Source organism: Rhodoferax sp. (assembly GCF_014859475.1).
Lineage (GTDB): Bacteria > Pseudomonadota > Gammaproteobacteria > Burkholderiales > Burkholderiaceae_C > Rhodoferax.
Genome location: NZ_JACUUE010000171.1, coordinates 1 through 5,272, shown reverse-complemented (window position 1 = coordinate 5,272; position 5,272 = coordinate 1). Strand labels below are relative to the sequence as shown.

The 5,272-nt window shown below is 62.6% G+C and carries 6 protein-coding genes; 2 read left to right on the top strand and 4 right to left on the bottom strand.

Annotation, left to right across the window (positions count from 1 at the left end; genetic code table 11):
• Positions 1–400 (top strand): polyhydroxyalkanoic acid system family protein (locus IBX54_RS12105; protein ID WP_296542907.1); only part of this gene is annotated, 400 nt, incomplete at its 5' end.
• Positions 401–548: 148 nt separating this feature from the next.
• Here the strand turns inward: IBX54_RS12105 and IBX54_RS12100 are convergent.
• On the bottom strand, positions 549–803 hold the full coding sequence (locus IBX54_RS12100) for an acyl-CoA-binding protein (RefSeq protein ID WP_296542906.1): 255 nt from the start codon (positions 801–803) through the stop codon (positions 549–551).
• Between the two features lie 192 nt (positions 804–995).
• On the opposite strand from IBX54_RS12100, the gene IBX54_RS12095 reads away from it, so the two are divergent.
• Positions 996–2,444 carry a wax ester/triacylglycerol synthase family O-acyltransferase gene (locus tag IBX54_RS12095; RefSeq protein WP_296542908.1) on the top strand — a complete coding sequence of 483 codons (1,449 nt, stop codon included), beginning with the start codon at positions 996–998 and terminating at the stop codon, positions 2,442–2,444.
• A gap of 4 nt (positions 2,445–2,448) precedes the next feature.
• Here IBX54_RS12095 and IBX54_RS12090 read toward each other — a convergent pair whose 3' ends face one another.
• From IBX54_RS12090 to IBX54_RS12080, 3 genes are read right to left on the bottom strand one after another with little or no spacing between them, the layout of a single operon-like run.
• Entirely contained in the window at positions 2,449–3,222 is a 774-nt protein-coding gene (locus IBX54_RS12090; protein WP_296542905.1) for a hypothetical protein, read from the bottom strand.
• 39 nt (positions 3,223–3,261) lie between these two features.
• Positions 3,262–3,924, bottom strand: coding sequence for a TetR/AcrR family transcriptional regulator (locus IBX54_RS12085; protein ID WP_296542904.1), 663 nt, complete (start codon positions 3,922–3,924; stop codon positions 3,262–3,264).
• The gene (locus IBX54_RS12080) at positions 3,918–5,171 is read right to left on the bottom strand and encodes a patatin-like phospholipase family protein (RefSeq protein WP_296542903.1); all 1,254 of its coding nucleotides are present in this window, start codon (positions 5,169–5,171) and stop codon (positions 3,918–3,920) included. Before IBX54_RS12080 ends, IBX54_RS12085 begins: the two co-directional genes overlap by 7 nt.
• Positions 5,172–5,272 lie beyond the last annotated feature (101 nt).

Below are 5,272 nucleotides of genomic sequence, written 5' to 3'. Positions count from 1 at the left end.
GTTCAAGGTCCGTGTGCGGCATCAAACCCGATTCGGGCCGGCGCGCAACACCACCACTCTTTCACACCGAGGCAACATGGCTGAATTAAACATCGTTCGCGAACATGCGCTGGGCCTGGCCAAGGCGCGCAAGATCGCCTTTCAATGGGCCGAGCAAGCCGAGCAGGAATTTGCCATGCAGTGCAATTACGCCCAGGGCAAGCACACCGACGAGGTCGATTTTGTGCGCTCGGGCGTCAAGGGCTGCCTGACGGTGACCAAGACGCACTTCGAGTTGCGCGCCCAGCTGGGTTTTTTGCTCGGCACCTTCAAGGGCACGATCGAGGCCGAGATCGTGAAAAACCTCGATGCGCTGTTGGCCGCGCCTGCGAAGAAGCATGAGACCAAAAAAACGCGCTGAAGCGGACGCCGTCACTGCGAGCGAAGCGCGGCAGTCTATGCAGTCGGAAGTCTTGGTTCGCCACGCTTCGCTCGCGATGACGAAGTCTCTGTTCAAGGTCCGTATGCGGTATCGTGTCGATACGGCTGCCTCGCAATGACAAAAACGTTCAGCTCAGCGACTCGATCAGGTCGATGTACTGCTGCATGGCATCGGTGCTGGCGGTGCCCTTGAGGGTGTTCCAGGCATCCCACTTGGCACGGCCCACCATGTCGGTAAAGCCGGGTTTCTTTTCGGTGTTGTCGCCTGCGCTGGCTTGTTTGTAAAGCGCATAGAGCTTGAGCAGGGTCATGTTGTCGGGGCGCTCGCTGAGGTTTTTGGAGTTGGCCACGGCGGCTTCGAATTTGCTTTGCAGGGCGGACATGGAAAAGTCTCTGTGGGTTGAAAACAGTAATGGAAAAAGCGAAACAGGACGCATCTTAATGGCCGTTTTGCTCGCAAAATAGAGAACCTTCCCGAAAGCATTGCCATGGTCACACGTTTGCATCGCCCCAGTTCCCGCCCCGCCACGCGCAAGCCGCCAGTCAGCACGCCGACCGGCCGGGTGCACGAGCGCATGAGCAAGGTGGACACGGCCTGGCTGCGCATGGACAGCCCGCGCAATTTGATGATGATCCTGGGGGTGTGGATTCTCAAGCCCGCGGTGAGCTACGCTGATGTTTGTCAGCGCATCGAAGAGCGCCTGCTGAAGTACCCGCGCTTTGGCCAAAAGGTGGTGCAGGATGCCACCGGCGCCAGCTGGGTCACGGACACCGGCTTCGACATCAAGCGCCATGTGCTGCGCGAAAAACTGCCGCCCTCGGCCAGGGCGCATCCGCAACAGGCGCTGCAAGACCGGTTGGCCGAACTGGCGCTTAAACCGCTGGATGCGCGCTACCCGCTGTGGGACTTCCGGCTGGTCGAGCATTACCAGGGCGGCTCGGCGCTGCTGGTGCGCATTCACCACTGCATTGCCGACGGTCTGGCACTGATCGCCGTGATCCAGTCGCTGGTCGATGGCGGCACCGAGCCGCCGCAGCGCAAGCGTAAAGCGGCGCAGGATTCGGCCTTGGAGTCGGCTGAAGACTGGATGGCGCACACGCTGATTGAACCCTTGACGGCTGCCACGGTGCGGGCCTTGGAGGCGGCGGGCGAGGGCGCTGCCCAGGCCTTTGGCGCCATCAGCGACCCGGCGACGCGGCTCGACAAGTGGGTCGAGAAAGGCCTCAGCAAAGGCGTTTCGGGTTCGGCCGAGATGGCCCGGATGGCCTGCCAGGTGCTGCGTGACGGGGCCGCGCTGGCCCTGATGCCCGATGATTCGCCCACCCGGCTCAAGGGCACGCCGGGTCGCGCCAAGCGGGTGGCCTGGTGCCAACCGATTCCGCTCGACGAAGTGCGCGCGGTGAGCAAGGCGCTGCATTGCTCGATCAATGACGTGCTGCTGGGCTGCGTGGCCGGCGCCCTGGGCCAGTACCTCCAGCTACGCGGCGACTCGGTGGCGGGCAAGGAAATACGCGCCATGGTGCCGGTCAATCTGCGGCCCATGGCGCCCAGCTACGAGCTGGGTAACAAGTTTGGTCTGGCCCCGGTGGTGCTGCCGATTGGCGTGGACAACCCGCTGGCGCGGGTGTTTGAGGTGCGTCGGCGCATGAGCGCGCTCAAGGGCAGCATGCAGCCGCTGCTGAGTTTTGCCCTGCTGGCGGTGGCCGGTATGGTGGTCAAACCGGCGCAGGACGCCATGCTTAACTTGTTTTCCAAAAAGACCACGGCGGTCATGACCAATGTGCCGGGGCCGCGTGAAAAACTGCACTTTTGCGGTGCCACTTTGGAGCAGGCGCTGTTCTGGGTGCCGCAATCAGGCACTGTAGGCTTGGGCGTGTCGATCTTGAGCTACGGCGGCGGCGTGCAGTTTGGCCTGATCAGCGACACCACGCTGTGCCCCGACCCGCAGGCCATCATCGACCAGTTCGAGCCCGAGTTTGCCAAACTGACCCTGCTGACGCTGATGCTGCCCTGGGGGGCGTAATGGTTCAGTCTTCCAGCTCGGCCTTGGCCAGTTCGACGTCCAGGCGTTCCATGGCATCAACGGGCTGGGCGCGGGCGGCCTGCTGGTACAGGCGGGTGGCTTCCTTGACCACGGTCTCGCCTTCGAGCATCAGCATGGCGCGGGCGTATTCGACCATGCCGACGGCGGACGCCATGTTGAACTTGAGCGCCTGCTGAAACAGCGTCAGCCCGGTGTGTTTGTGGGCACCATAGGCCATGGCGCCAATGAGTTCACCCACCTTGTCGATCACTTCGGCGTGAAAGGAGCCCAGCGCGATGTGGGCATCGGGGTGCGTGGGTTGCTTGCGGATGACGTGCTCCAGGTCGGTCTTGACCTTGGTGCCCAGCCCTTGCGCCAGCGCCTTGGCCACGCTGATGCCCTGGCTGTAGCGCCCCAGTGCGTAGGCGCGCAGGTAGTAGGCGTTGACGTTGTCGGGCTGCTCTTTGATCTGGCTCTCGGCGCGCTCGGCCACTTCGGCAAACAAGGCCAGTCGCGTCGCTTCCTGCTGCTCGAGGTAAGTGGCATAAATGCAGACCGCCTTGTTGGCCACGTTCAGCCCATCGAGCCCCATACCGAGCCCCAGTGACATGGACTTGTAAAACTCGCCATTGTGGAAATGTGCCCAGGCCTGCAGCAACTGGGGGTCTTGGGGCAGCGGCTCCAGATCGCCGGCGTGCAATCTGGCCCATTTTTTTTTGACGCTTTCGGCGTCGAAGTTGTAGTCTCCCGCAAACGGGAATTTTGTCCATTTCGCCATTTTTATCTCCTGTGCCCTGCCATACCGCGCCTTGTCTTTCTATTTGGCCTCCTTATTGTAGGCATCGGCCAGCTTCAGCAAGTGGCTGCGCTGGCCTGGCTCCAGATAAGGCGCCAGCAGGTTGAGCACATGCTGCGCGCCACGCAGCAGCGCGGCCTGGGCGTTTTGTTCTTCCAGCGCGTTGCGCGGGTCACGCACGTATTCATAACTGAGCCAGTAGGTCAGCACCACGACCATGCTGGTGGCAGTGGCGTCGATCTCGCGCGAGTCGATTTGCAGCGCGCCGCCACGGCGCATGCCGTCGAGCATGGCGCGGGTGGCGCGGGTTTTGTTTTTCAGGATCGACTGGAAGTGCATTTCCAGACGCCGGTTCTTGCTCAGCAGGTCGTTGAGGTCGCGGTACAAAAACCGGTACTGCCAGATCAGCTCGAACAGCGTGTGCATGAAAAACCAGGCGTCTTCAACGTCGCGCACATCGTCGCCGGCACCCAGCAGTTCGTTCAGGGGTCGCTCAAAACGGTCGAACAGCGCGTTGATGAGCTCGTCTTTGGCGGGGTAGTGGTAGTACAGGTTGCCCGGGCTGATGTTGAGCTCGGCCGAGATCAGCGTGGTTGACACATTGGGCTCGCCAAAGCGGTTGAACAACGCCAGCGTGACCTCCAGAATGCGCTCGGCAGTGCGCCGGGGGGCTTTTTTTACCATGCCGGGTCGCCTTTGGGGGGCTCGGCGGCTTGCACCACCTGGTTCAGGTTGTTCATGATGTTGTGCAGCTTGGTCAGGGCGTGGCTGATGCGGGTGGGTTCGCGCCGGGGTCGGCACAGGTGGCGGCTGGTGTCGTCGAGCACCGCATGGTTAAGCGTGATGCCGTGGTAGCCCAGTTTGCTGCTCAGACCGGTCTGGCGCGAGCGCAGCAATTGGCGCGTTTGCTGGTAGGCGTGCTCGGCCAGATGGCGGCGCTGGCTGTAGCTGAAGGTGTTGGCCAGATACAGCTCGGGGTCGCGGTGGTCGGGCTCGAACAGCACGATGTCGGTGTTGGGGTAGGCCTGCTCGTAGCTTTTGAGCCCCAGCACCAGGCGCGAGTGGATGAGCGAGCGAAAGGTCTGGCTCAGCACGGCGGGCAGGCCGCCGGCGGCAATGCGCGGAATCGGCTCGGGCGCGGCCCAGGGTGTGGCGGCATCAAGGGCGGTTTGCCGCACCGAGGCATCGAACGGCACCAGCGGGTTGATGCACAGCATCAGGTCCACGCCTTCGTCCAGCGCAATCGAGGCGTGCATGGTTTTGATCAGCGCGCCATCGACAAAATGCTGGCCGTCGATTTCAACTGGTGGGAACAACCCTGGCAGGGCGGCGCTGGCCTGCACCGCCTTGGAGATGGGCACGTGGTCCCAGCCCGGGCGGCCAAACGAGACGGCCTCACAACTGTCCAGATGGGTAGCCACCAGCGTCAGGCGGCTCTTGAGCTGGCGAAAATCGTTGCTGCGCCCCGGCTTGGCAAACAGTTTGGCCAGTTCCACATTGATTTGGGCATTGGAGAACACCCCGGTGGGCAGGCTCGGGCTCAGGTATTCGAGCGTGCGCATCAAAGACTTGCGCCCCAGCGTGCCTTGCAGGGTGCCCGCCATCAACAAACCCGGCAGCAGCATGCTGCGCGAGAAAAATTCGGCAAAGGCGGGCCGCAGCAGCCAGGCCGGATCGAACGCCTCGGCCTGGTGTTTGCGGTCTTCGATGAACAGCGAGAACAGCTGCTGCGGCGTGATGCCGTTGGCCAGCCCCGCCGCAATGAAACTGCCGGCCGACACGCCCACGTAATGCTGCAGCCGGTTGAAGTCGATGCCCTCAAGCGACTCCTGCAGCGCACACAGCGCGCCGATCTCAAAAATGGCACCCAGCGGACCACCGCCGGCCATGGCCAGGGCGATCCTGGGTGTGTGGGGTTTTTGTCGCGTCATACCTGTGCAGTGTAGGGCGCTTCAAGCCCTTGTTTATTCAGGGTTTACCTGAGCAGCCGGTGCTGCCGGTGCTGCCTTTTTGGCTGCGGGCACCTTGCGCG

What these genes read in the sequence shown, in the direction of transcription:
- IBX54_RS12100 (WP_296542906.1), bottom strand. Translation starts at nt 803, where the DNA reads ATGTCCGCCCTGCAAAGCAAATTCGAAGCCGCCGTGGCCAACTCCAAA.
- IBX54_RS12080 (WP_296542903.1), bottom strand. Translation starts at nt 5,171, where the DNA reads ATGACGCGACAAAAACCCCACACACCCAGGATCGCCCTGGCCATGGCC.
- IBX54_RS12095 (WP_296542908.1), top strand. Translation starts at nt 996, where the DNA reads ATGAGCAAGGTGGACACGGCCTGGCTGCGCATGGACAGCCCGCGCAAT.
- IBX54_RS12090 (WP_296542905.1), bottom strand. Translation starts at nt 3,222, where the DNA reads ATGGCGAAATGGACAAAATTCCCGTTTGCGGGAGACTACAACTTCGAC.
- IBX54_RS12085 (WP_296542904.1), bottom strand. Translation starts at nt 3,924, where the DNA reads ATGGTAAAAAAAGCCCCCCGGCGCACTGCCGAGCGCATTCTGGAGGTC.